The organism is Actinomadura barringtoniae, from assembly GCF_017573505.1.
Taxonomy (GTDB): domain Bacteria; phylum Actinomycetota; class Actinomycetes; order Streptosporangiales; family Streptosporangiaceae; genus Spirillospora; species Spirillospora barringtoniae.
In genome coordinates this window covers 246,140-268,666 of the sequence record NZ_JAGEOJ010000016.1, presented here as the reverse complement: position 1 = coordinate 268,666, position 22,527 = coordinate 246,140, and the positions used below count along the sequence as shown (strand labels likewise).

The 22,527-nt window shown below is 71.7% G+C and carries 21 protein-coding genes; 15 read left to right on the top strand and 6 right to left on the bottom strand.

The genetic code is table 11. The features are described from left to right. Nucleotide 1: 1 nt before the first annotated feature. Nucleotides 2-592: a helix-turn-helix domain-containing protein gene (locus J4573_RS36055; protein WP_307797175.1), complete on the bottom strand. Its 591-nt coding sequence runs from the start codon at nt 590-592 to the stop codon at nt 2-4. Between the two features lie 144 nt (nt 593-736). Between J4573_RS36055 and J4573_RS36050 the strand changes: the two genes are divergently transcribed. Next, nucleotides 737-1,228, top strand: a complete 492-nt coding sequence (locus J4573_RS36050; protein WP_208260561.1) for a DinB family protein — start codon at nt 737-739, stop codon at nt 1,226-1,228. Here the strand turns inward: J4573_RS36050 and J4573_RS56350 are convergent, their stop codons facing one another. Further along, complete coding sequence (locus tag J4573_RS56350; RefSeq protein ID WP_208260560.1) at nt 1,229-2,200, bottom strand: esterase/lipase family protein; 972 nt, start codon at nt 2,198-2,200, stop codon at nt 1,229-1,231. 66 nt (nt 2,201-2,266) lie between these two features. After that, on the bottom strand, nt 2,267-2,611 hold the full coding sequence (locus J4573_RS36040; protein WP_208260559.1) for a hypothetical protein: 345 nt from the start codon (nt 2,609-2,611) through the stop codon (nt 2,267-2,269). 849 nt (nt 2,612-3,460) lie between these two features. On the opposite strand from J4573_RS36040, the gene J4573_RS36035 reads away from it, so the two are divergent. Beyond that, a complete protein-coding gene (locus J4573_RS36035; RefSeq protein WP_208260558.1) occupies nt 3,461-5,017 on the top strand; it encodes a penicillin-binding transpeptidase domain-containing protein in 1,557 nt (518 codons plus the stop codon). 48 nt (nt 5,018-5,065) lie between these two features. On the opposite strand, the gene J4573_RS36030 is transcribed toward J4573_RS36035, so the two are convergent. Further along, a complete protein-coding gene (locus J4573_RS36030; protein WP_208260557.1) occupies nt 5,066-6,277 on the bottom strand; it encodes an MFS transporter in 1,212 nt (403 codons plus the stop codon). A 66-nt stretch (nt 6,278-6,343) separates the two neighbouring features. Here J4573_RS36030 and J4573_RS36025 point away from each other — a divergent pair, with 66 nt between their 5' ends. The 7 genes from J4573_RS36025 to J4573_RS35995 all read left to right on the top strand — a co-directional run bounded on the left by J4573_RS36025 (nt 6,344) and on the right by J4573_RS35995 (nt 14,720). After that, nucleotides 6,344-6,931: a TetR/AcrR family transcriptional regulator gene (locus tag J4573_RS36025; protein ID WP_208260556.1), complete on the top strand. Its 588-nt coding sequence runs from the start codon at nt 6,344-6,346 to the stop codon at nt 6,929-6,931. A 735-nt stretch (nt 6,932-7,666) separates the two neighbouring features. After that, a complete protein-coding gene (locus J4573_RS36020) occupies nt 7,667-9,544 on the top strand; it encodes a M23 family metallopeptidase (RefSeq protein ID WP_208260555.1) in 1,878 nt (625 codons plus the stop codon). Next, nucleotides 9,534-10,274 carry a ferric reductase-like transmembrane domain-containing protein gene (locus tag J4573_RS36015; RefSeq protein WP_208260554.1) on the top strand — a complete coding sequence of 247 codons (741 nt, stop codon included), beginning with the start codon at nt 9,534-9,536 and terminating at the stop codon, nt 10,272-10,274. The genes J4573_RS36020 and J4573_RS36015 overlap by 11 nt, the downstream gene beginning before the upstream one ends. Further along, the gene (locus J4573_RS36010) at nt 10,271-11,785 is read left to right on the top strand and encodes an NADH-quinone oxidoreductase subunit NuoF family protein (RefSeq protein ID WP_208260553.1); all 1,515 of its coding nucleotides are present in this window, start codon (nt 10,271-10,273) and stop codon (nt 11,783-11,785) included. Before J4573_RS36015 ends, J4573_RS36010 begins: the two co-directional genes overlap by 4 nt. Before the next feature lie 180 nt (nt 11,786-11,965). Then, complete coding sequence (locus J4573_RS36005) at nt 11,966-12,595, top strand: DUF4142 domain-containing protein (RefSeq protein WP_307797166.1); 630 nt, start codon at nt 11,966-11,968, stop codon at nt 12,593-12,595. Nucleotides 12,596-12,608: 13 nt separating this feature from the next. Then, nucleotides 12,609-13,958: a DUF1996 domain-containing protein gene (locus J4573_RS36000; RefSeq protein ID WP_208260552.1), complete on the top strand. Its 1,350-nt coding sequence runs from the start codon at nt 12,609-12,611 to the stop codon at nt 13,956-13,958. 102 nt (nt 13,959-14,060) lie between these two features. Next, nucleotides 14,061-14,720, top strand: a complete 660-nt coding sequence (locus J4573_RS35995) for an NAD(P)H-binding protein (protein WP_208260551.1) — start codon at nt 14,061-14,063, stop codon at nt 14,718-14,720. A 9-nt stretch (nt 14,721-14,729) separates the two neighbouring features. Here J4573_RS35995 and J4573_RS35990 read toward each other — a convergent pair whose 3' ends face one another. Continuing rightward, on the bottom strand, nt 14,730-16,517 hold the full coding sequence (locus tag J4573_RS35990) for an AMP-dependent synthetase/ligase (RefSeq protein ID WP_208260550.1): 1,788 nt from the start codon (nt 16,515-16,517) through the stop codon (nt 14,730-14,732). A 257-nt stretch (nt 16,518-16,774) separates the two neighbouring features. Here J4573_RS35990 and J4573_RS35985 point away from each other — a divergent pair, with 257 nt between their 5' ends. From J4573_RS35985 to J4573_RS35960, 6 genes are all read left to right on the top strand, one after another. Next, the gene (locus tag J4573_RS35985) at nt 16,775-17,476 is read left to right on the top strand and encodes a copper homeostasis protein CutC (protein ID WP_208260549.1); all 702 of its coding nucleotides are present in this window, start codon (nt 16,775-16,777) and stop codon (nt 17,474-17,476) included. 62 nt (nt 17,477-17,538) lie between these two features. Beyond that, nucleotides 17,539-18,306, top strand: coding sequence for a metallophosphoesterase family protein (locus J4573_RS35980; protein ID WP_208260548.1), 768 nt, complete (start codon nt 17,539-17,541; stop codon nt 18,304-18,306). A gap of 70 nt (nt 18,307-18,376) precedes the next feature. Next, nucleotides 18,377-18,811, top strand: coding sequence for an SRPBCC family protein (locus J4573_RS35975; RefSeq protein WP_208260547.1), 435 nt, complete (start codon nt 18,377-18,379; stop codon nt 18,809-18,811). A gap of 68 nt (nt 18,812-18,879) precedes the next feature. After that, the gene (locus J4573_RS35970) at nt 18,880-19,446 is read left to right on the top strand and encodes a hypothetical protein (protein ID WP_208260546.1); all 567 of its coding nucleotides are present in this window, start codon (nt 18,880-18,882) and stop codon (nt 19,444-19,446) included. 46 nt (nt 19,447-19,492) lie between these two features. Then, nucleotides 19,493-20,437, top strand: a complete 945-nt coding sequence (locus J4573_RS35965; RefSeq protein ID WP_208260545.1) for an ROK family glucokinase — start codon at nt 19,493-19,495, stop codon at nt 20,435-20,437. Nucleotides 20,438-20,504: 67 nt separating this feature from the next. After that, nucleotides 20,505-21,218 carry an endonuclease/exonuclease/phosphatase family protein gene (locus tag J4573_RS35960; RefSeq protein ID WP_208260544.1) on the top strand — a complete coding sequence of 238 codons (714 nt, stop codon included), beginning with the start codon at nt 20,505-20,507 and terminating at the stop codon, nt 21,216-21,218. 78 nt (nt 21,219-21,296) lie between these two features. Here J4573_RS35960 and J4573_RS35955 read toward each other — a convergent pair whose 3' ends face one another. Further along, nucleotides 21,297-22,289 (bottom strand): hypothetical protein, encoded by a 993-nt coding sequence (locus tag J4573_RS35955; RefSeq protein WP_208260543.1) that lies wholly within the window; start codon nt 22,287-22,289, stop codon nt 21,297-21,299. Nucleotides 22,290-22,527 lie beyond the last annotated feature (238 nt).

Here is a 22,527-nt window from a genome sequence, read left to right as displayed (position 1 = left end):
GCTAAGGCTGCTGCTGCGCGGGGCGGGCGCGTACGTGCGCCCGCTCGCCCTGCGGGCCGAACAGCACGAGGGTCTCGACGGCGTGACCGTCGGCCGATCCGAGCCAGTGCGGCAGCGCGGTGTCGAACTCGGCGGCCTCCCCGGCCGACAGGACCAGGTCGCGGTCGCCCACCAGGAGCCGGAGCCTGCCGTTGAGGACGTACACCCACTCGTAGCCGCCGTGCGTCTTCGGCGTCGGCTCGGCCGGCTCCGGGCGGGCGGGGATCAGCATCTTGAACGCCTGGACCCCGCCCGCACGCCGGGTGAGCGGGACGAACGTCATGCCGTGCCGGTTGATCGGCTTCAGGTGGATGCGCGGGTCACCCGTTCGAGGGGCGCCGACGAGGTCGTCGAGCGGCACGCCGTAGACGCGGGCCAGCGGCAGCAGCAGTTCCAGGGTCGGCTTGCGGCCGCCGCTCTCCAGCCTGGACAGGGTGCTCTCCGAGGTCCCGGTCGCGGCCGACAGGTCCGCCAGGGTCAGCCCGCGATGGTTGCGCAGGGCCCGCAACCGGGGGCCGACCGAGTCCAGGACCAGGTCCGTCTCGTCCGCCACTGAGCCTGCCGCCGCCGATCCTGCCGCCGAGCCCGCCTCTGAGCGCGCCGACGCGTCTGAGCTTGCCATATCGGCAACTTTATGTGCGGTCCCGTGGCGGCCTGAGCGAGGGTGACGCCCTGACGACCTGCGAGGAGGGGCGTGATGAGCGCGAAGCGGAAGCGAGACACTGGGCCGCCGTCGACCGGGCCCGGTGAGAAGGACGTACTGGCAGGCTTTCTCGACTACCTGCGCGGCGCCGTGGCGGCCAAGGCCGAGGGCGTGCCCGACGCCCAGGCCCGCGCCCCCGGCGTGCCGTCGGGGACGAACCTGCTCGGCCTGGTCAAGCACCTCACCTACGTGGAGCGGTGCTGGCTGCTGGGCGAGGACGTCAAGGACTGGCAGGCAACGTTCCACCTCAGCTCTGAGGAGACGGCCGAATCCATCCTCGCCGCCTACCAGGAGACCAACGCCGCCGCGAACAAGGAGATCGCCTCCTGGGACGACCTCACCGAAGCGGGCCCCCGGGTGGTCAAGCGAGGCAAGTCAGGGCCGTCCCGCCGCTGGACGCTGACCCACATGATCGAGGAGACCGCGCGGCACGCGGGCCACGCGGACATCCTGCGAGAGTTGGCCGACGGCTCGACCGGGCGCTGATCAGCGAGCGGCGGAGGAGAGGGCGGCGGCCGCCACACGGAGCGGGGCGCCGCCCTTGGCGGTCTGGTAGAACACCTCGCCCCAGTTGTTGGAGTAGCGGAAACGCCAATGCCCGCCCGCCGCGAGGTGATGCATGTTCGTGTGAGTGATGTGCTGGCCCGCCAGGTAGGCGACCTTGTGCTTGGCCTTGGTGCCGAGCCCCGAACGCACACTCACGCGGCTGTCGTCATAGGACCCGACGAGCGTCCAGTCCGTGCCGCCGCGGCCCTGCGGATTCTGCGCGGTGCCCAGCCAGCGCAGGAACGAGCTGCCGCTCTTGAGATCCTTGCACTGGGCCTGGGCGTACACGCAGGTCACGCCCCTGAACGGGCTGCTCAGCGTGACGGCGTTGCGGACCCGCAGGTAGGGCGGCCAGCGCCGCGACTTGCCGCCGCTCTTCTGAACGCCCGCCAGCGCGGCGGCGGTGATGAGGCCGCCCATGGAGTGTCCGAGGACGCTGACCGGCTTGCCGTGCCGCGAGTAGCGGTTGTAGATCTCCCACGCGAGCCGGCGGCCCAGTTCGGTGACCGAGGTGTTGAGCGTGCCCTGGTACGCGGTCGTGCAGTGCCGGTCGCCGCGGTAGTAGCCCCACGTGATGAGCGGGCCCTTGAAGCCCTGGCGGCGCAGGGCGGTCTTGCCGTCCTTCCACGCGGTCTCGCAGTCCGTACCGCCGTCCCACTGCACGCCATGGATCAGGTACACGGGATCCTTGACCGCCGCGGCGCTGTCAGTGGCACTGCGAGCGGCGCCGCGGCCGGCGCTGCGGGAGGTGCTGTGGGCGGCGCCGCGAGGGGCGTCGAGGGCGGCGCTACGGGAGGTGCTGTCGGCGGCGCTGCGGGAGGTGCTGTGGGTGGCGCCGCACGAGGTGGCCGTCTGCGCGAGCACGACGGTGAACGCGATTCCCGGCACGGCGGACCGGACGAGGCGACGCACGTTGGATCTCCCTAGGCGCCGGCTCTCGCGATCCCCCGTGGATGCGGCCTCCCGGGGCCGCCGTGATCATATCGGGCGATCTCCCCGGAAATCGGAGATTCCGCGGCGGCACCTGGCCTTGATCAGCGAGACCCGTACGGCGTCCGCCGGGCCGACCTGGGGCATGGGCATCGGCGGCAGCCGCAGCCCGGTGAACGTGCCCGGGCGCAGGCCCGCGAACGTCCCGGTCCGGAGCCCGGTGAGCAACTGCGGTCCGATGAGGCCGCCGGGGCGCAACGCGTTCAGTACCTGGGGTCCGACCGTGAGGATCAGCGCCGGCGTGACGGCGGCGAGACCGACCAGCGCCCCGAGTCCGGCGGCGCGGCGCAGAACGTGGCCGGAAGCGGCCACGCGACGATGCGGTGTGCTCATGAAGCAACCATCGCGCGTCCGCGAGCCCCGGCCATGAGTACGCCTACTCAACCCGGCCTAGGAGTTTCACTCGTCCACAGCCGCACGCCACCTAGGCGAATGCGCCTGACGTGGGCGGGGGGCGGCGCGTGCGGCCGGGCGTGCTGAAGGGCCCGTGCGGCCTGGCGTGCTGAACGGCGCGTGCGGCCTGACGTGCGGGGACGGCGCACGCGCGGCTTGCGGCGCGCCCCGGGACGGGCGCGCGGGCGACGCACACGCGCGGCCTGCGGGACCAGGCACGCGTCGCGCGTCCTCACGACCTTGGTGGAGGTGGCGCCCCCGCCACCGCGCCGATGGCGGGGGCGCTCACCTCACGTCGTGAGTGGGGTCGTGCCGGGACTTCCGGAGACCAATTCCACGCTTACCCCTGTCGAGGTGGGGCGGCGATCCTGGGCGAGACCGGCTCGGCGACCTAGTGGGGGAGAACCTGGAGGTAGGTGCGCCTTGCAGGGAGCCAGTGTGGCCGGATCGGCTGAGGCGTGGACGGAAGCGCCGGGCACGACCCCGGCATCCGGTCGTGGCCGCGAGGAGGGCGGGTGGGCCACCCCAGGAGTGTCCATGTCCATCGGGGCTCTACCTCCTCCGTGCTCTCGACCGGATGTCTATGACGTTACGCCGCGAATGCGCGGATGAGATAGCCGTTAGGGCGGACTTAAGGTGCGGCTGAGCAACCCCTAACTCGGAGGCCTTGACGGCTCATCAGGCGACACCTCAACAGAAACGTGACTAACTGGACTCTCTCCTGTTGCGAGTGGTCAAGGATCATGGTCATGGCCCGGTCGTCGGGCTCGGGGGACAGGGGAGGCGCATGTGCGCGCGCGTGGTGTCGTTGTCCTGGCCGGGCTGGTTTCCGTGGTGCTCGTCAGCGGGCTGGTCGCCGGTTTCCTTCTCACTCGTAAGAACGAGCCTGGCCCCGAGAAGGTGTCAGCCGACTATTTCAAGGCCTGGCAGAACGGCTCGTTCGGAACGATGCAGCGGCTCGTCTCCGACCCGCCCGCCGACTTCGCCGACCAGCACCGCGCGCTGTCGCGTTCCCTGCTGGTCAGCTCGGTGGAGCTGAGCCCGGGGCCGCTGGTACGGGTGGGGTCCGATCAGGCGCACGTCGACTACACGGCGGACAGGCAGCTGGCCGGGCACGGGTCGTGGAAGCAGCGGTCGACGTTGCGGCTCGGCAAGGTGAAGGGCCACTGGCGAGTGCTGTGGACGCCCGCGGTCTTCTATCCGGGGCTCAAGGCCCGGCCCGCGTGGAAGCTCCGGCAGGTCGACGTTCCGCCGGTGAAGTTCGTGGCGCGCGACGGCAAGGACCTGCCAGCGGGCGGGTCGCTGGAGCCGTACGTGAGCGAGCTGAGCACCCGGATCGGCCTGGACGACGAGGACGAGGACGCCGAGACCACGACCTGGGTCGTCGAGGTGTCGGACGGCGGCCGTCCGGCGCAGCGGGTGACCACGCTCAGCTCGGCCAAGAGCAAGAAGATCCGTACGACCGTGGACCGCAAGGTGCAGGCGGCCGCCGAGAAGGCGGTCGCGGGCTCGTCCCGGAACGCGGTGGTCGTGGCGCTGCGGCCGTCCACCGGAGAGATCCTCGGGATCGGCGACCGGCTGGGCGGGCGGGGGGCGTTCCTGGGCACGTACCCGCCCGGCTCGTCCTTCAAGGTGGTGACCGCCGCCGCGCTCCTCGGCGACGGCATGGGCGTGAACGCGGGCGCCGAGTGCCCGGCGACCGTCGTCACCGCGCAGCGGACGATCAACAACCACGACGGTGAGTCGGTGGGCCACGCCAGCCTGCGCGACGCGTTCGCCCAGTCCTGCAACACCACGTTCGCGCGGCTGGCGGTCGAACGGCTGAAGGCGGGCAAGATGTCGGCCGCCGCCGAGGAGTTCGGGTTCGGCCGGCCGATCACGCCCGGGGTGTCGGCGGAACGGGGGAGCTACCCCGAGCCCGGCAGCGGCGCCGAGCTCGCCGAGTCGGCGATCGGGCAGGGCCGGGTCGAGGCGAGCCCGCTGATGATGGCCGTCGTCGCGGCGGCGGTCGAGGACGGCACGTGGCGTTCGCCGCGGATGGTGGACGCCAAGCTGATCCGCGAGACCGGCGATCCGATCCGGCCGCCGCACGACATCGCGAACGCCGACGGCCTGCGGTCCATGATGCGGGCGGTCGTCGAGCGCGGCACGGCTGCGAGGGCGGGCCTGCCCTCGGGCACGGCGGGCAAGACCGGGACGGCCGAGTTCGGAACGGGCGGCCATGCGCACGCGTGGTTCATCGGCTACCGCGACGACCTGGCGTTCTCGGTGTTCGTCGAGGCCGGTGAGTCGGGTCCGAAGGTCGCCGCTCCGCTGGCCGCCGCGTTCCTGCGGAACATGCGCTGACCGGTGGCGGGTCGCCGCCACCGGTCAGGTCGTACAGAAACCCCAAGGTCAGCGGCGGGAGGCGAGGGCCAGGAGCGCGCCGACCGCCAGGAGCGCGGACAGGACGTAGGCGAGCGGGGCCAGCCCGCCGCCGGTCAGGGCGCCGGCCAGCTGCGGGCCGAGGCTCGCCCCGGCGAACAGCAGCGCGCAGAACAGCGAGACCGCCGGGCCCCGCGCCTCGCCCGCACGGGATCCGATCGTGGAGATCAGGCCGGGCGCGGCGATCGCCGTGCCCGCGGTGACCGCCATGAGCAGCAGGGCGAGAACGAAGGTCCCCGGGGCCAGCAGGCCGGTGAGACCGACGCCCGCCGCCGCGACACCGAGCGCGATCGCGACCCGGACGGGTCCGGGCACCCGCGACAGGTGCGGGGTGAGGAACGGGATCGCCAGGATCACCGGCAGCGCGCTGGCCCGCAGGCCGAGCAGCCCGGTCGTGCCGGTGAGCTGCAGCCCGGTGTAGATCGCGACGAACGAGCCCAGCACGGTCGGCACCGCGAGGAACAGCAGGCGGAGCTCACGGCTGCGCAGCAGCGGCAGCATCGCGCGGTAGGCGTCCAGCGGTGATCCGCCCTTGGGCGCCTCGTCGGGCAGCAGTGCCCAGCGCAGCAGCACCGCGGCGCCCGCGAAGGCGAACGCGCCCGCCACGAAGAACGACCGCCAGCCGAACGCCGCCGCCAGTCCCTGCGCTGCCAGCTGGCCGAGGACCGCCGCCGACAGGAAACCGGTGGTCATCGCGGTCATCGTCACGAGCCGCCGCTGCGGCGCGATGCGTTCACCCACGTACGCCATCGCCACCGGCGGGAACGCGCCGATCGTCAAACCCTGGAGCACGCGCAGGACCAGGCCGATCCCGGTGCCCGGCGCCGCCGCGACCAGCGCGGTCGTCACCGCCGTCGCGGCGACCCCCGCGACCATCACGCGCCGGCGTCCGAGGCGGTCCGACAGCGGGCCGAACAGCAGGAAGCCCGCCGCGTACCCGAACCCGAAGACGCTGATGAGCCAGGTCAGCTGCGCCGGCTTGGCATGCCAGTCGGCCGCGATGTCGCTCATCATCGGGATCAGCCCGTACAGCTGGGCGGTGGCCAGGAGGGCGGTCGCGGCGAGGGCGGTGACCGTACGCCCGAACGGTGCGTAGGCGGTGGTGCCCTGGGCGGTGGTGCCCTGGGTGGTGGTGTCCTGCCGGCCGGGCTGGACGTGGGGGGACATAACGGCTGTCGTCATGCCGGGAAACGTAGCCAACCAACTAGTTGGATGTCAACCAACTAGTTGGGTGCTACCCTTTCGGGCATGCCGAAGAAGGACATGTCCACCAAGGAAGCCCTGCTCGCAGCCGCCCGCGAGGAGTTCGCCGAGCACGGCATCGCCGGGGCCCGCGTGGACCGCATCGCCCAGCTGGCCGGGGTCAACAAGGAACGGATCTACGGCTACTTCGGCAACAAGGAGAAGCTCTTCGACGCGGTCATCCAGCAGGCGCTGGACGAGTTCGCCGAGCTCACCCCGAGCCCCGGCGACGACCCGGTCGAGTACGTCGGGCACCTGTTCGACTACTACCAGGAGCACCCCGACCTGCTGCGCCTGCTCACCTGGGAGGGGCTCAACCACCGTTCCCGCGCCCTGCCCGAACAGCAGTGGCGCATCGAACGCTGCGGAGCCTCCCTGGGGTCCCTGGCCGACCGCCTGGGCCAGGACGCCTCACCCGAGGTCGGCCGTACGCTCCTGACCCTGAAAGGCCTGGCCATGATGCCCATGGTCATGCCCCAGCTGGCCGGGCTTCTCGGCGCCGAACTCGACAGCCCCGAAACAATTGCCGCGATGCGTGAACACATCATGGCTTTCGCACGTACAGCTCTGGAGGGCAGCACCCCGGTGGCCTGATGTGCGGATGGAATTTTCATCTCCATTTCGCAACAGAGTGGCTCCTGGGGCGTATGCTCCCGATGAGCCGCAGGGAGCGGAGCGGGTTCCCATTAATGCGGCACAGGAAGCACTGCGTTCGGCACAGGAAGCACGGCGTTCACTGCGCTCTCCGTCTCCTCCACAGGAGAGGGAATGGCGCGACGCGACAGCGGGCCCACGCCCCCGGCCAACGGGGCGCCTCAGCCCGACCCATGGGACCGTCCCCTGCCCTGGGAGCGGTCCGACCTGGAGTGGAGCACGCGCAAGCACAAGCGTGAGCCACGCAGGTCCAGCCAGCCGCGCAAGCCGGCCGGCCGCACTCCGGGCCGCGGTGTCACCGCCGCGGGCTCGGCGCGCAACGCCCCCACGGGCACTGGCGAGCCTGAAATCAGGCTCACCGCGACCAGGCCACAGGCCACCGTGCCCCGACCCTCGGCACCGATACCCGAGGCCCCAGCCCCCAGGACGCCCGTTCAGGCGCCCGGGGCAGCACATACGAGTGAACGCCAGGCCACCGCGCCTGAACGCCCGGCGCACGTGGCCGGGATGCCCACTCGCGTACGAGGGGCATCGGGCCACGCGCCCAAGCCCCTGGACATCGACGAGGGGACTCCGGCCCGTGTGCCTGAGCCCCCTGCTCCGGCCCCTACCCCTGCCCCTGCCCCTGCCCCGGCTACGCAGCCTCCGGCCTCCGGCACCGAGGCCTTGGCGCGTGTGGCCGAGATCCAGTCAGGCGGGGTCGAGCAGCAGCCGGGACGAGTCGACGTGGCGGGATTGGCGGCGGCTCTTGAAGAGCTGAGCGCGACCCCACCGGTCGACCCCGTCGAGGTGGCGATCGACCGGGCCCGGCAGGCGTACGAGGCCGCAGGCCTGAAGTTCGATGACGCCGAGGCGGACACGGCGGAGCAGCCGCGTTACGTGCCTGGTGAAGCGGGCGATCTGGCCCGTCTCGCCTATGGCGACGTCGCCGCGGATGCGGGGCTGGCCACCGAGACGACGGCCGAGCCTCGCAGGTCCCCTGCCACCGAAGGCCTGTCCTACGACGTCGCGGACCTGGTCTATGACGACCCGGTGGTCGAGAACGTACAACCGCAGGCGCCGCCACGACCGCAGCCGCAACCGCGGCCGGAACCGCAGGCACGCCCGCAGCCGCAAACACGGCCGCAGGCGCAATCTCAGCCGCAGGCACGCCCGCGACCGCAGCCCCAACCGCATCCGCAAGCGCAGCCAAAGCCGCAAGCGCAGCCAAAGCCGCAGGCGCAGCCGCGGGCGGCTCGTTCGGCGGGAGTGGTCGGGGCGCGCAACGGAGCCGACGAGCCGCGCCGGGACCGGACCGCGGTGCTGTCGCGCGAGGAGGCGCTGCCTCCCAAGGCGGCGCCCCGGCGTGGCCCGGGCCGGATGGGGAACGGGCGGACCGCGCGGCCCGGAGCCGGGGCGCGCGTGCCGAGGACGCGGCGGTTGGCAGGGAGCGCCGACCGCATGAGCGCCGGGGCCGTGGTGTTCTCGATCCTCACCGGGCTGGCGCTGCTGGCCGTGGTGGAACGGACGGTGATCGAGGGCGGGCCGATCGGGGCCTCCGGACCGGCCAGGTCGGAGCGGCCGCTCGACCAGCCGTCGGGCACGCAGACCAAGCTGCCCGACCAGACGCAGCCGCAGCGTTCCCCGGCCACGCCGTCCAAGCCTCAGCCTCCGGTGGCGGCGCCGAACGTGCAGACCCTCACCGCGAACGTACGGGAGCTGACGCAGGGCCAGGCGGTCGTGAACGTCGACCGGCTCAGCCAGGACAAGACCTGGGCGTTCGGCACGGCGGCCCTGCCCGCGGTCGGGGACGCCATGCCGCGCGTGTCGTTCTTCGCGGCGCGCTGGTCACAGGGCAAGTGGGCCCCGGCGTTGTCGGGGACCGGTTCTTACACGGGATTGCTTTCACAGATGCCCGCGGCGTTGATGTCGGCGAACGAGGCGCGCGTGCTGACCAGGCACAGCGCGATGACCGCCGACCAGGCGAGCGCGGTGACGAACGGGAGTCGGGTCGGTGATGGCTTGATGCTGCCTTGGCAGGTTGGGGGCACGTGGTCGATGGGGACCGCCCAGGGCGGCGGGAGGCCGCTCGGGACGCTCACGTTCTGGGGCGGGGACGGCAAGGTCCTGTCCGCCGGAGCCGGACGGCTCTACCACTTCTGCGGGGACGGCGGGGTGGTGATGGTCGTGCACTCCAGCGGGCTCGCGAGCACCTACTACCGGATGCGCGCGGTGACGCAGATCCGTGACGGGAGCGTCGTGCAGAGGGGAGATCAGCTGGGCCTCATCGGGGACGCGCGGGTGTGCGGCGGTGCGCCGTCGCCGCGTCCCGAGGTGCAGTTCGGGCTCCGGAGGGGAGCCGAGGACATGCCGCTGGACGGGGTGGAGATCGGCGGCTGGACGTTCCGTGAGCGGGCGAACCCGCTGCTCGGATTCGCCGAGCGGGGACCGCTGCAGGTGCTCGCCGGGGGAGTGCTCGCCAACCTCGGGCCGGTTCCGTCGGCCGAGGCGCCGGTCGAGCCGAGCGCGCCGGCCGACCCGAACCAGAAGGGGAAGAAGCCAGGTGAAAACTGACGATTCCGCCCGGCAGACGTGGATGCTGCGCGTCGTGCTGCTCGGCGCGCTGCTGGTCCTGGTCGGGGCGGCGACCCCGCAGGGCGCGGCGATCGCCGACGGCGTGCAGTACTTCCTGTCCTTCTACGTGGGCGTGTTCACGCTGCTCGCGATGACCGCCGCCGTCGTCAGCGGGCTGCTGGCGACCGAACGGCTGATCCTGGGGATCCGGCACCGGGTGTTCGCGCAGGGGGTGCATCGCGCGGCGTCGCTGCTGTCGGTGACCTTCCTGATCGCGCACTTCCTGGTGAAGGTGCTCGGCGGGCTGGCCGCCCCGGCGCAGATCGTGGTGCCCTCGACCACGCCGGTCGGGCTCGGCGCGGTGGCGCTGGACCTCATGATCGTGATCGTGATCACCGGGCTGATGCGGGCGCGGTTCGCGTTCGCCGGGCGGCCCTGGGTGTGGCGGTCGATGCACGCGCTGGCCTACCTGTCGTGGCCGATCGCGATCGCGCACGGGCTGACCGCCGGGCGGCCGGCCGCGCCCTGGGTGACGCTCAGCTACGTGATGTGCGGCGGATTCGTCGCGCTCGCGCTGGTGACCCGGATGATCGTCGTGGTCAAGCCGCGCGACATGCGGCGGGCCGGCGACGCGATCGGGAACGCGCGGCCCCTGCGCGAGCGGCGCCAGGCCGGCGACGCGCGCCGGGCGGCCGAGGAGCGCGCCGCCGACAGCGAGGTGATGCGATGACCTCCCCGATCGCCGTCAGCAACATCGGCGGGCCGCGGCTCACGCTGGGCTTCGACCGGTTCGAACGGCTCGACCTCGAGCGGCACCTGGCGGTGCACGGCAAGCTCTTCACGCCCGTGCTGGACGACCTGGTCAAGATGGCCGAGCAGGTCGACATGCGGGGCAGGGGCGGCGCCGGCTTCCCTTTCGCGCGCAAGCTCATGGCCGTCGCCGCGCAGATCGATTACCCCTCCAGCGAGGAGGCGGTGCTGCTGCCGGGCGAGAAGGAGGGCCGGCGGCGCTCGTCCGAGGACGCCGTGGTGGTCGTGAACGGCGCCGAGGGCGAACCGGGCAGCGCCAAGGACAAGGTCCTGCTGAACAGGGCCCCGCACCTGGTGCTGGACGGCGCCGCGATCGCGGCCACCGCGCTCGGCACGCAGCGGATCATCGTGGCGGTCGAGGACGACGAGGCGGCGCGTTCGGTGCGTGCGGCGATCTCCGAGCGGCGGATGCCCGCGCGGGTCGTCCGGCTCACCGAGCGCTTCATCTCCGGCGAGAGCGGCGCGGTGATCCGCGCGATCAACGGCGAGAACCCGATCCCGCCCGGCGTGAAGGTCCGGGCGTCGGACTCGGGCGTCGACGGCTTCCCGACGCTGCTGTCCAACACCGAGACGTTCGCCCAGCTGGCCGTGCTGACCTCGCTCGGCGCCGACCTGTACGCGTCGGCGGGCACCGAGGAGGAGCCCGGCACGACGCTGCTGACGATCGGCGGGACGCAGGTCGTCGAGGCGCCCTACGGCACCCCGCTGCAGGAGGTCCTCGACCACTGCGACGTGCCGCCCGGCCAGGGCGTGCTCGTCGGCGGCTACCACGGCATGTGGCTGGACCCCCAGAAGGCGTCGCTGGCCACACTGTCGCGTTCGGGCATGCGGCAGGTGGGCGGCACGGTCGGCGCGGGGATCATCCTGCCGCTGACGCAGGGCACCTGCCCGCTCGGCGAGGTCACCCGCATAGCCTCCTACCTCGCCGCGCAGTCGTCGGGGCAGTGCGGCCCGTGCCGGCTCGGCCTGCCCGATGTGGTGCGCACGCTGAACGCGCTGAACGACGGTTCGGGCTTCGTCGACGACGTGCGGCGCGCCGCCGGGATCGGGCGGGGACGCGGCGCGTGCTCGCATCCCGACGGGACCGCCAGGTTCGTGCTGTCGGCCGTGGACGCCTTCGAGGCCGACATCGAGATGCACCGGTACGGCGGCTCGTGCGGCCTGCCGGTGTTCGGGGTGCTGCCGCTGCCCGTGCCGACCGGTTCGGAGGGACGGGTCGCGATCGACTGGAGCCGGTGCGACGGGCACGGGCTCTGCGCCTATCTCGTTCCGGAACTGATCCAGCTCGACCGTTACGGCTTTCCCGTGGTGCTCGGCACCGACATTCCCGCCTGGATGGAACGTGACGTCCAGCGCGCGGTGGCGATGTGCCCCGCACTGGCCCTGCGTGTCACCAACGGCATGACGGAGGCCCCGGCAAGACGCTCCTGAATTCGGGTTCATCCCTTCCGTGAAGTGAGCGCCTCGCCCTTTTTCGCATGCCTGAAAACAGCTCCCAAAAGGTCGAAGAAAATGTCTCGATCAGGTGAACAACGATGAACCAGTGGCGCATGAGGTGCGTATTTCCCACAGACCAGGGTCAGGTCGATCGCGGAAAGGAGGAATGACATCGTGAAGAACTCCTACGGCATGCCGAACATCGCGATGGTGCGCCGGATGGGGCGAGGGCGGGTCCTCCTGTTGCTCGCCGCGGCGGCCGCGCTCATCGCGGCGATCGTCGTCGTGCTCGGCCGTCCGGCCGCGCCCGCCGACGGCGACCCGCAGGGCGGCGTGGTGCAGACCCGCTGGGGACCGCTCTCCTACACCGACCGCGTCCTGCTGGTGAAGGTCAGGCAGGCAGGTCTGTGGGAGATGCCCGCGGGCCAGCAGGCCCAGCAGCGCGCGGCGAGCCCCAGGGTCAAGGAGGTCGGAGACACGATCATGGAGCAGCACATGCAGCTGGACGCGGACACCCGCGCGACGGCGGCCAAGCTCAACGTGATCCTGCCGAACCAGCCGAGCGTTCAGCAGAAGACCTGGCTGGCCGAGATGTCGAACAAGATCGGCGCGGACTATGACAAGACGTTCGTGCTCCGGCTACGGGCGGCGCACGGAAAGGTCTTCAGCGTCATCGCGCAGGTGCGGGCGTCGAGCCAGAACTCCCTGATCCGGGCGTTCGCCGAACGCGCGCTGAGATTCGTCAACACTCACATGACTCTGCTGGAGAGCACGGGTCTCGTCACCGACTCGGCCCTTTCCTGAGGAGGAACCAAGAATGAAGAAGAAGGGCTACGCAGTCCTCATCCCGGCTCTGATGCTCGTCGCCGCGGCGACCGAGGTGCCGGCCGGCGCCATGGCCGCCGATCGCTTCAGCCAAGCGGCCTCGTCGGAACCGACCGATCCTCCCCCAGGAGGCAACGGCGGGGACATGGGCGGGATGCCCGGCATGGGCGACCCGAACGACCCCAACGGCGGCCAGAACAACGGCGGCCAGAACGGCGGGGACAACGGCACGGCCACCCCCGACCCGAACGCCACCGGCGGCCAGAACAACGGCGGCGGCGACCAGGCGACCGCCGACCCGAACGATCCCAGCAACCAGAACGGCGGGGACCAGAACAACGGCGGCGACCAGGCCACCGCCGACCCCAACGACCCGAACGGGCAGAACGGCGGCGACCAGCAGAACAACGGCCAGAACAACAACCAGGGTCAGAACAACAACCAGCAGAACCAGAACGTGGTGAAGCAGGGCCCGAACCGCGAGGACTTCGTCGACATCCGCCAGGCGCCGGCCAAGCAGCGCGCCCAGCAGAGCCGCAACGGCTCGCGCGGCACGTTCACCTCGCGCTGCGGCCGCAACCAGAACGGGCACCACAACCCCGACAACTTCATCGTGGCTCCCGGCGTCTCCAACGGCGCGCACCACATCCACGACTACGTCGGCAACCTGACCACCGACGGGTTCTCGACCGACCAGAGCCTCGCCGCCGCGGGCACCACGTGCGCGCAGGGCGACAAGTCGGCCTACTTCTGGCCGGTCATGCGCGTCCGGGCGCAGCAGGACGACTCCGACCAGGCGCAGCAGAGCACCGCCGACGGCAACGTCGGCCAGGTGGCCACGCCCACGTCCGCGACCATGGCCTTCCTCGGCAACGCGCGGAGCAAGGTCACGCCGATGCCGCAGTTCATGCGGGTCATCACCGGCGACGCCAAGTCGGCCACGAACGGTCCGGCCAACGCGCACGCCCAGTGGACGTGCACCGGGTTCACCAACCGCGTGCTGACCGACAAGTACCCGCTCTGCCCGGGCCGCAGCCAGGTGACCCGCGTCCTTGAGTTCCCGAGCTGCTGGGACGGGCAGAACACCGACAGCGCCAACCACCGCACGCACGTGGTCTTCCCCGACCAGGCGGGCAACTGCCCGCAGGGCACGAAGGCCGTGCCGAAGCTGCAGATGACGCTGACCTACAACCTGCCGAACCGGGCGCTCGCGTTCGCGGTCGACACCTTCCCCGAGCAGGGGCACGCACCGGTGACCGACCACGCCGACTTCGAGAACGTGATGCCGGACCGGCTCATGCAGAAGGCCGCCGGCTGCATCAACTCCGGCCGCCGCTGCTGACGGCTCCCTTCGACCGGACTCGCGGCGTGTCGCCCGTCCCGCCACCCCCGGGAACGGGTGGCACGCCGCATCCCGCGTCACCGGGTCCGTAGGATCGAGACCATGAACGTAGTGATCGCGGGAGGGCACGGACAGATCGCGCTGCGGCTGGCCCGGCTGCTGGCCGCGCGGGGGGACACGGCGCTCAGCCTGATCCGCAACCCCGCCCACGCGGACGACGTGCGGGCGGCGGGCGCGGGTCCGGTGGTCCTGGACCTGGAGACGGCCAAGCCGGACGAGCTCGCCGACCAGCTGACCGGCGCGGACGCCGTGGTGTTCGCCGCCGGGGCGGGGCCGGGCAGCGGCGCGGCGCGCAAGGACACCGTCGACCGTGCGGCCTCGGTGCTGCTGGCGGACGCGGCGGAGCAGGCGGGCGTACGGCGTTTCGTGCAGGTCTCGTCGATGGGCGCGGGCGAGCCGCCGAGGCCCGGCACCGACGACGTCTGGGCCGCCTACATCAAGGCCAAGACCGAGGCCGAGGACGACCTGCGCGCCCGCGACCTGGACTGGCTGGTCCTGCGGCCCGGCGCGCTCACCAACGACCCGGGCACGGGCCTGGTCACGCTCGCCGAGCCCTCGGTGGGCCGCGGCGCGGTGACCCGTGACGACGTGGCGAGCGTGATCCTCGCGCTGCTGGACACGCCGGCCGTCGACCGCAGGACCCTGGAACTGATCGGCGGCGAGACGCCCATCAAGGACGCCATCGCCGCCCTCAGCGGCTGAACGAGACGGTCAGGACGTGTAGAGGTCCTCGATCTCGCGGGCGAAGTCCTTGATCACGACGTTCCGCTTCACCTTGAGGCTCGGGGTCATGTGGCCGGCCTCCTCGGTGAAGTCGACGCCGAGGATCTCGTACTTCTTGATGGCCTCGGCGTGCGAGACCGACTTGTTGGCCTCGGCCACCGCGCCGTCGATCTCGGCGATGACGTCGGGGTCGACGCGGAGTTCCTCCACGGTCATGCTCTCGGGCTTGCCGTGCTGGGCCTTCCAGGGGCCGAGGGCCTCCTCGTCCAGGGTGATCAGCGCGCTGATGAACTTGCGGCCGTCGCCGACCACCAGGCACTGGCTGATCAGCGGGTTGGCGCGAAGCCGGTCCTCCAGGGGTGCGGGCGCCACGTTCTTGCCCGCCGCGGTGACCAGGATCTCCTTCTTGCGGCCGGTGATCTTGAGGTAGCCGTCGTCGTCCAGCGCGCCGATGTCGCCGGTGTGGAACCAGCCGTCGGCGAGGGCCTCCTTGGAGGCGGTCTCGTTGTTCCAGTAGCCGGTGAGGATGTTGACGCCCTGGATCAGGACCTCGCCGTCCTCGGCGATCTTCACGGTGACGCCCGGGATCGGGCGGCCGACCGTGCCGATCTTGATCTGGGTGGGCCGGTTGACGGTCGCCGGGGCGGTCGTCTCGGTCAGGCCGTAGCCCTCCAGGATCGTGATGCCGACGCCGCGGAAGAAGTGCCCGAGCCGTTCGCCGAGCGCGGCGCCGCCGGACACGGCGTACTGCACCTTGCCGCCGACCGCCGCGCGCAGCTTCCCGTACACCAGCACGTCGAAGACCTTGTGCTTGACCTTGAGGCCCAGCCCCGGGCCGCCGTCCTGCAGCGCGCGGCTGTAGGCGATGGCGGTGTCGGCGGCCGCGGCGAAGATCTTGCCCTTGCCGTCGGCGGCCGCCTTCTGCTCGGCGCCGTTGTAGACCTTCTCGAAGACCCGCGGCACGGCCAGCAGGAACGTCGGCTGGAACGAGGCGAGGTCGGGCAGCAGGTTGGCGATGTCGCTGTGGCCGAGCACGATGCCGCCCTCGATGCAGGCGACCTCGATCAGCCGGGCGAACACGTGCGCCAGCGGCAGGAACAGCAGCGTGGAGCTGCCGTCCACCGCGACCTCGGCGATCGCGCCCTGGATGGCGTTCCGCGCGGTCAGCACGAAGTTGCCGTGGGTCAGCTCACAGCCCTTCGGGCGCCCGGTGGTGCCCGAGGTGTAGACGAGGGTGGCCAGGTCGGCCGAGCCCGCGCTGCGGCGGCGCTCCTGGACGAGGTCGTCGCTGACGTCCTTGCCCTGGGCGATCAGGGCGTCGAGATCGCCCTCGATGCCCCAGACGTGCAGAAGGTCCGGGAGCCTGTCCCGGACCTCGGCGATCTCCGCGTGGTGCTTGTCGGTCTCTGCGAACACGGCCTTGGTGCCCGAGTCGCTGATGATCCACTCGACCTGCTCGGCCGAGGAGGTCTCGTAGATCGGGACGGCCACGGCGCCGGCGGTCCAGATCGCGTAGTCGAGAACGGTCCATTCGTAGCGGGTCTTGGCCATCAGGGCGACGCGGTCGCCCGGCTCGATCCCGGAGGCGATCAGGCCCTTGGCCACCTCGGTGATCTCGGCGGCGAACTCGCCCGCGGTCACGGCGCGCCAGGCGTCTCCGATCTTGCGGCGGAGAACGATCTGGCCGGGCTTGTCGGTAGCACGGTCGAATGGCGCGTCGGTCAGATTGGTGGAGTCGGGCACCTCCACCATGGCGGGGACGCTGAGCTCGCGCACGGCCACTCCTTGGTTGAGCACGGAAAACTGCGGGGTAGACGGTACATCCTTTCCCGAAACCTAAGAATACCCACCGGTAGGAAAGCGGACGTTCAGCCCGATGTGGTCCGATGTTCCCGGTTGACAGGGGCCCTGAGACAGGGTCCGGTTAACGGCAGGGCAAAGCCTCTCGCCGCCTCCTGCCAGGGTGGCGCGGGTCGCCTACCCTTGACCAGGAGGAACGCGGAGTTCCACTGATGTGATTCGGGGGATCGGCCATGTCGCTGCTCGAGGTGATCGCACTGGACCCGGCGGACGCCATCGCGGCGGAAGAGGGCGGCGCGGACCGGCTCGAGGTCGTCGCGGACATGGCGGCCGACGGGCTCACGCCCGACCCCGACGTGGTCGCCCGCCTGAGGGAGGTCACTTCCCTGCCGATGCGGGTGATGCTGCGGGCCAACGCCGGTTTCCGCACGACCGCGCCGGAGCTGGACCGGCTCCGGGTCGCCGCCGAGAACCTCAAGCAGGCCGGGGCCGACGGCTTCGTGCTGGGCTTCCTGGACTCGTTCGGCCACATCGACGTGGGCGCCACCAGCAAGCTGGCCGCCGTCGTGGCCCCGCTGCCGTGGACCTTCCACCGCGCCCTGGACCACGCCGTGGACGCCGTTCCCGCGTGGCCCGCCGTACGCGACCTGGGCGGCGGCATCGACACCGTCCTCACGGCGGGCTCGGCCCGCGGGGTGGACGCGGGCGTGGACGTCCTGGTCCGCCGCGCCGCCGAGGGACCGGCCTCGGCCAAGATGATCATGGCGGGCGGCGGCCTGCGGCGCAAGCACGTCGCCCTGCTCGCCGCGGCCGGTGTCGGCGCCTTCCACGTCGGCACGGCCGTACGCCAGGACGGCGCCTGGGACGCCGCGGTCGACGCCGCCCTCGTCCGCGAGTGGCGCTCCCTGGTCTCCGCCGCCGCCGACGACCGCTGACCCGACCCGCTTCCCAGGACGGCCCCAGCGTCTTACGCCGGATGTCGCATTAGAGTCAGATCATGCGGATCCATGTGGTGAGCGACGTCCACGGCCGCGCCGAGGCGCTCAAGGCGGCGTCAGACGGGGCGGACGCGCTCATCTGCCTGGGCGACCTCATCCTGTTCATCGACTACTCCGACCACGGTCAGGGCATCTTCGCCGACCTGTTCGGCCAGGAGAACGCCGACCGCTTCATCGCCCTGCGGACGCAGAAGCGCTTCGACGAGGCGCGGGACTTCTCCAGGACGATGTGGGAGTCCCTGGACGGCGACGCCTGGCCGCACATCGAGCGGGCCGTTCAGCGCCAGTACGAGGAGCTGTTCGCGGCGATGCCCACGCCCGCCTACCTGACGTACGGCAACGTGGACATTCCCCGGATGTGGTCGGAGCACCTGCGGGAGGGGCACCACGTCCTGGACGGCGAGGTCGTGGAGCTGGGCGGGCTGCGGTTCGGCTTCGTCGGTGGCGGCCTGCGCACCGAGTACCGCACCCCGTACGAGCTGGACGACGAGACCTACGCCGCGAAGGTGGCCGCGGTGGGGGAGGTCGACGTGCTGTGCACGCACATCCCGCCGGCGGTCCCCGAACTGCTGTACGACACCGTGGCGCGCCGGTTCGAGCGGGGGAGCGAGGCGATCCTGCAGGCCATCAGGGACACACAGCCGAAGTACGCGCTCTTCGGCCACGTGCACCAGCCACTCGCGCGCCGCATCAGGATCGGCCGCACCGAATGCGTGAACGTGGGGCATTTCCGTGCCAGCGGGGTGCCCTTCGCGCTCTCGGTGTGAAAGATACTTCCAGGGACACAATCCGGGCCCGGTCGCGGGCGCACGCGCACCAGGGAAGGAAGCCAAAGCGATGGCGGACCGTACGAGCTCTTCCACCTCGATCAAGGCCGAGCGGCCCGAGATCATGGCGGTGATCGCCGATCTCGAGGCGTATCCGAGCTGGGCGAGCGGGATCCGCGAGTTCACCGTGGAGGAGACCGGCGAGGACGGCCGGCCGCTGCGCGCCCGGCTGACGTTCGACGGCGGGCCGTTCAGCGACACGGTCGGGCTCGCCTACGAGTGGCAGGGCGACGAGTCGGTCACCTGGACGCTCGTGGACAAGGGCAACGTGGTGACCGGGCTGCACGGCTCCTACACCCTGGCCGAGGCCGGCGGCGGCACCGAGGTCACCTACGAGCTGGCGGTGGACGTCCGCGTCCCCATGATCGGCATGGTGAAGCGCAAGGCGGAGAAGCGCATCATCGACTCGGCCCTGAAGGGCCTGAAGCGACACGTCGAGAGCTGATCAATACGTTCGGTACCAGGGCAGGGACGGTACGGTTTCTCGCCGACGACAGATGGAAAAGTGTTCTCATGAACGAGCAACCAGGCGACGTCCTCGACGAGGCGGTCAAGCTGTTCGACGCGCTCCGGCGCAAGATCGGCGAGGTCGGTGAAGGCGCTCTCGGCGCGTTCGGCGGCACCGGCGGTGAATCCGGTGGCGGCGGCGAACGCGGCGGCAGCGGCGGCGAACGCGGCGGTGAGCGGGGCTCGGGCGGCAGGGACGACGACGTGTGGAGCCGGGCCACGGCCGAGGACCCGCACATCGCGACCGGCGCACCCGAGTGCCGCAACTGCCCGATCTGCCGGGCCATCGCGCTCGCGCGCGAGTCGGGACCGGACGTCAGGACGCACGTCACGCAGGCCGGCCAGTCGCTCTTCGCGGCTGCGCTGGACGTGGTCTCGGCCTACGATCGCACCCGCACCCGCGGTCCCCGGCCGGAACCCGAGCGGCCCAGGTCGCGAACCGCGGGCTCCGAAGAGGCCGCGGCGCGCGATTCGGAACGGTCCGAAGAGGCCGTAGGGTCTCCCGGGGCCCGGCGGTCCGGATCGTCGGTCTGGGCGGACGCCGTCGGGGACGATCCCATCGACATCGGGTAGTTGCACGACGGGCTCCGCAGGGGCGCGCGAGGAGGAGGAAGCGTACATGGCCCTGACCATCGGCGTTGATGTGGGCGGTACGAAGGTCGCAGCGGGGGTCGTCGACGACCGGGGCGAGATCCTGGAGCAGGTGCGGCGGCCGACGCCCTCCACCAACCCCAAGGAGACCGCCGAGGTCATCGCGGAGGTCGTCAACCTGCTGAAGGGCAAGTTCGAGGACGTGAAGGCGGTCGGGCTCGGCAGCGCCGGGTTCGTCGACGAGACCCGTTCGACCGTGCTGTTCGCGCCCAACCTGGCCTGGCGGGACGAGCCGATCAAGCAGAAGGTCGAGGAGCAGGTCGGCCTGCCCGTGGTGGTGGAGAACGACGCCAACGCCACGGCCTGGGGCGAGGCGCGGTTCGGCGCGGGCCGCGGCGAGGACTTCATCGTGCTCATCGCGCTCGGCACCGGCATCGGCTGCGGGATCATCATCAACGGCGAGCTCTACCGGGGCCGGTTCGGCATCGGCGCCGAGGCGGGCCACTACCGCGTGGTCCCCGACGGCCGCCGCTGCGGCTGCGGCAACCGCGGCTGCTGGGAGCAGTACGCCAGCGGGAACGCCCTGGTGCACGAGGCCCGCGACCTGGCCCGGGTGTCCCCGGCGCTGGCGGGACGGCTGCTGGAGCTCGGCGACGGCTCGCCGGAGGGCATCAGCGGCCCCGAGGTCACCCAGGCCGCCCGCGAGGGCGACTCCGCGGCGCTGGAGTGCTTCCGCACGATCGCCCAGTGGACCGGCCAGGGCCTGGCCGACATGGCCGCGATCCTGGACCCCGGCGCGTTCATTATCGGCGGCGGCCTGTCGGACGCGGGCGACCTGCTGCTCGACCCGGTCCGCACCGCGTTCGCCGAGGCCCTGACCGGTCGCGGTCACCGTCCGCAGGCCGACATCAGGATCGCCGAGCTGGGCTCGAACGCCGGCGTCGTCGGCGCGGCGGACCTGGCCCGTATCTGAGCCTTTGCCCTATCCCGGCGCCTGATTGGCTCAGGCCGGGGAGAGTAGGGGCAAGGGGGTGGACGGCATGCCGACGGTGCGGGTGCTCAGCTACAACATCCGGTCGTTGCGGGACGACCCGGTGGCCGTGGCGCGGGTCGTACGGGCCCTGAAGCCGGATGTGGTCTGCTTCCAGGAAGTGCCCCGCTTCATGTGGTGGCGCTGGCAGCGGTGGCAACTGGCCCGCGCCTGCGGCCTGAAGGTCGCGGCGGGGAGGCGTGCCTGCGGGCTGGCCGTCATGACCGGCCCGCGCATGCGCCGCGTCGGCAGGGAGTTCCACCTGCTGACCAGGGTCCCGGAGCTGCACCGCCGGGCCCTGGCCATCGCGGCGCTGGAGGTCACCGAGTCAGGCCGTACGGCCCGGATGATCGCGGCCAGCACCCACCTGGACCTGAAGGACGAGCCGCGCCGCGCGCACACCGCCGAGCTGATCGCCCGCCTCAACCGGGCCCGGCACCGCTTCGAGGCGCCGGTCGTGCTGACCGGGGACATCAACGAGGAGCCGGGCGGCGACTGCTGGGAGATGCTCCAGACCGGATTCCAGGACGCGCACGCCGTCGCGCCGGCGGGGGAGCCGCTGACCTTCTCGGCGGCCGACCCGCAGCGCCGCATCGACGGCGTGTTCGCCGACCGTGAGATCGAGATCATCGGCTGCGGCGTCCCGGTCGAGGGCGTAGAGGTCGCCGACTACCCCCTGGCGACCGACCACCGCCCCGTCCTGGCCGAGATCCGCCTGCCCTAGCCCCACCAAAAACGCCGATCTTGCTCTCAGCGCCCCTCTTCGGTGCCTGGGAGGGCGCTCAGAGCAAGATCGGCGTGTTCAGACGACCGCTCCGTCGTCGCCGTCGCGGGGGTCGTCGCCCATGCGGAGGACGAGGGTGACGAAGCCGCCGATGAAGGCGGCGACCGCCAGGAAGGCGGCCCAGCCGGGCACGTCCCAGCCGAGGACCACCGTGGCGAGCAGATAGACCGGGCCGCCGACGAGGGCGATCCAGGCGCCCTTGGTGAGCGGGTCGGCGGCGGGCAGCGGCGGGGGATGCGGCGGTACGTAGTGGCCGTCGTCGTCGGTCTCGGGGAAGTCGGACTCCTCTTCCTCGTCGACCGGCTTGATCACGCGGGCGCGGGGGAGGCGGCCGGTGCGGTCGTCGCCCTCGTCCGGCTCCTCTTCCTCTTCTTCCCGGATGTTCTCCTGGTCGGGCCAGGGGACGCGCTCGCCCTCCTCGGGGCTGGCGTCGAAGCCGGCGACGATCTCGGCCCAGATGGCGTCCTCGTCGCGTTCGGCGGTGCCGGCGGGCGCGCCGCCCTTGCCGGTCGCCGACGGCTCGTCCTTGGCGGGGTCCAGGGTGTCCTCGTCGCCGAGCGGGTCGTCCTTGCGCAGGTCGTCGCCGCGCGAGTCGTCGGCCGGGCGGTCGGCGGGCGCCGAGTCGAGGGCGTCCAGGCCGTCGAGGCGCTCCAGGTCGGCCAGGCCCTCCAGCCCCTCCAGGCCTTCGAGCCCCTCCAGGCCGCCGTCGGCGGCGCCCTCGGGGTCGCGCAGGCGGGTCAGCTGGACCTGCAGGATGGTCTCGGCGGTCGGCTTCATGTCGACGTCGACGTACAGGCGGTCGAGGGCGTCGTCGGCGGCCCGTTCGGCCTCGCCCGCCAGGTCGGCGAGACCCGCGAGCCCGGCCAGGTCGGCAGGGTCGACCGGCGGCGCGGCATAGGCCGCCACCCCCGCCTCGCGCAGCGCCGTCAGCATGGCGTCCGCCAGATGCGGGGCCAGGTCGACCAGCGGTGCGTAGGTGTCCGCTGACAGTCCGTTGCCACGGCGATTCACGGGGCCGGCTCCTTCGGCGACTCCAGCGTGACCGGCTGCACCCGCATGGCGGCCTCCGCTCCCCCCTGTGACTTGTGCCCGGGCTGGCGTCTCCCACGGTACGCGGCGACGACCCCGGGACACCCCGAAACGTGTGTCCCACGGTATTCGCTGCGACGGCGGGGACAAGCCCCTCGAGCGCACTCGATTGCGATTCTCTCCGGAGAGCCTACGGTCATCTCGGGGTGTACGGCACCGA